The 2122-nt window shown below is 56.8% G+C and carries 2 protein-coding genes; both read left to right on the top strand.

Annotated elements, in window-relative coordinates; translation table 11 throughout:
- A partial coding sequence (locus tag H5U08_RS16640; protein ID WP_297035629.1) for a right-handed parallel beta-helix repeat-containing protein occupies positions 1-1780 on the top strand: 1780 nt, incomplete at its 5' end.
- A 64-nt stretch (positions 1781-1844) separates the two neighbouring features.
- The coding region (locus H5U08_RS16645; RefSeq protein WP_297035632.1) for a twin-arginine translocation signal domain-containing protein at positions 1845-2122 on the top strand (278 nt) is incomplete at its 3' end.

The raw sequence follows: 2122 nt of genomic DNA on the forward strand, positions 1-2122 counted from the left end.
GTATCGCGCGGCCGACAATGAAACACCCATCTTTACCGGAGGGACGATACTCGTGGGTGCTGAGCCCGTGCAAGATCCTGCGATCAGGGCTCGATTACCCCAATCGGTACGCGACAAAGTCGTGCAAATCGACCTCCGTGCCAACGGAATCAATGACTTCGGCAGTCTCGGCCCTCGGGGGTTCGGTCGCGCCGGGTATCCCACGCATCCGTGGGTGGATGTTTACTTCAATGATCGCCCTGGTACCCTGGCCCGGTGGCCAAACGAAGGCTTCGTAACGATCGAGGGGCTGGTAACTCCGACAGGCGATGCAGGAGCCGGTAAACCAGCCGTGTGGAAGGTCGAGGGACGGCCTCTCGAATGGGCCCCCAGCGACGACATTTGGATGTTTGGCTACTGGCGATATCTTTGGGCAGGGACCACTATCCGCGTTGCCAAAATTGATCCACAGTCGCACCAATTGACCACTGCGGGGAGCTCCGGCTATGGTTTTGCGGAAGGGATGCCCTATTACTTCTTCAACGTCCTGGAAGAGCTTGACCAGCCGGGCGAGTGGTATCTCGATCGCACCAAAGGGATTCTCTATTTTTATCCGCCGGCCGACATCAGCAAGCTGCGCATCACGTTTCCGACACTCGCCACCCCGTTCGTACGGATGAAAAATTGCGCTCATGTGCGACTGGTCAAGCTCACTTTTGAATGTGGCCGTGCCGAAGGGATTGTCATCGAGGGTGGGCAACAAGTCGCACTCCTGGGATGCCGCATGATGCGGCTGGGAACCAACGGTGTTATCATCCAGGGTGGTGAAAAACATCTCGTGATGGGCTGTGATATTGGCACAGTGGGAGCCGGAGGTATTCGATTGGCAGGCGGCGACGAGACAACGCTCACCCCCTCCGGTCATGTCGTGGAAAACTGCCACATCTGGGAGTTTACCCGGGTCGACCGCAATTACGCCCCTGCTGTGCATGTGGATGGCGTGGGGAGCACAATCCGGCACAATCTCTTTCATGATTCTCCCCACCACGGCATGCGACTGGAAGGATTTGACCATCTCGTGGAACTCAACGAGGTCCACAGTGTCGTTTACGAAGCGGACGACCAGTCGGGGATCGACATGTTCGGCAATCCCGTAAGTCGCGGCAACGTACTGCGATGGAATTTCTGGCATCATATTGGGAGCGGTCACAACGTCGCCGGACAGGCGGGCATCCGTCTTGACGACATGATCAGCGGAGTGGTCGTTTACGGGAATGTCTTCTATCGTTCGGCAGGCGGACGTTTTGGCGGCCTGCAGATCCATGGCGGAAAAGATAATTGGGTCGATAACAACCTTTTCATTGACTGCAAAGCGGCGATCAGCTTTTCCCCATGGAGTCAGTCTCGCTGGGTCGAAAGCGTTCAACGCTGGTTGGAAAACGCCCGGCGGCGGGGACTCGATGTCACCAAGCCACCCCTTTCCAACAGATATCCGGAGCTACTCGATCTGGAATCCAATCCCAACCGGAATTTCATTCTGCGATCACTGGTCGTCAATTGCGGTGAATTCGCCATTCGTGACCCCGGAGTCAATGTTTTCTTCGACAACCATACGGCCGAGGGCGACGTCGGTTTTGAGGACCCCTCCCAGCACCGCTTTGGACTGAAACCCGACGCCAAACCTTTCCAGTGGTTTCACTTTCGGGCCATTCCCTTCGACGAAATTGGACTGTATCCCAGCCCGGTCCGCGCAACATGGCCGGTAGTGCACAGCGTTTCGCCGAAATATGTGCCCGAGTAAACTTGAAGCGAGTACAACTACCCGGCAACTCAAGAGAGCACGGCTCAAAGAAAGGAGTGCACCTATGTCCACGCACACAACTCGACGGGAGTTTCTCGCACAGACTGCTGCTGTGACTGTGGGCGGATTACTCGGCGTTTCCAGCACTGTCCGCGCTCTTGGGGAAGAGTCCTCTGTGGCGACACCACCGCCTGTGCCACGCTGGCGGGGATTCAATCTGCTCGATTTCTTCCAAGCGATGTGGCGCCCGGTGGAAGGCGATTTTGTCAAGGTCGAGCCTGTGCCCGAAGAGGATTGCCGATTGATTGCGGAGCTGGGTTTCGACTTTGTGCGGCTGCCAAT

It is taken from the genome of Thermogutta sp. (assembly GCF_014359955.1).
Lineage (GTDB): Bacteria > Planctomycetota > Planctomycetia > Pirellulales > Thermoguttaceae > Thermogutta.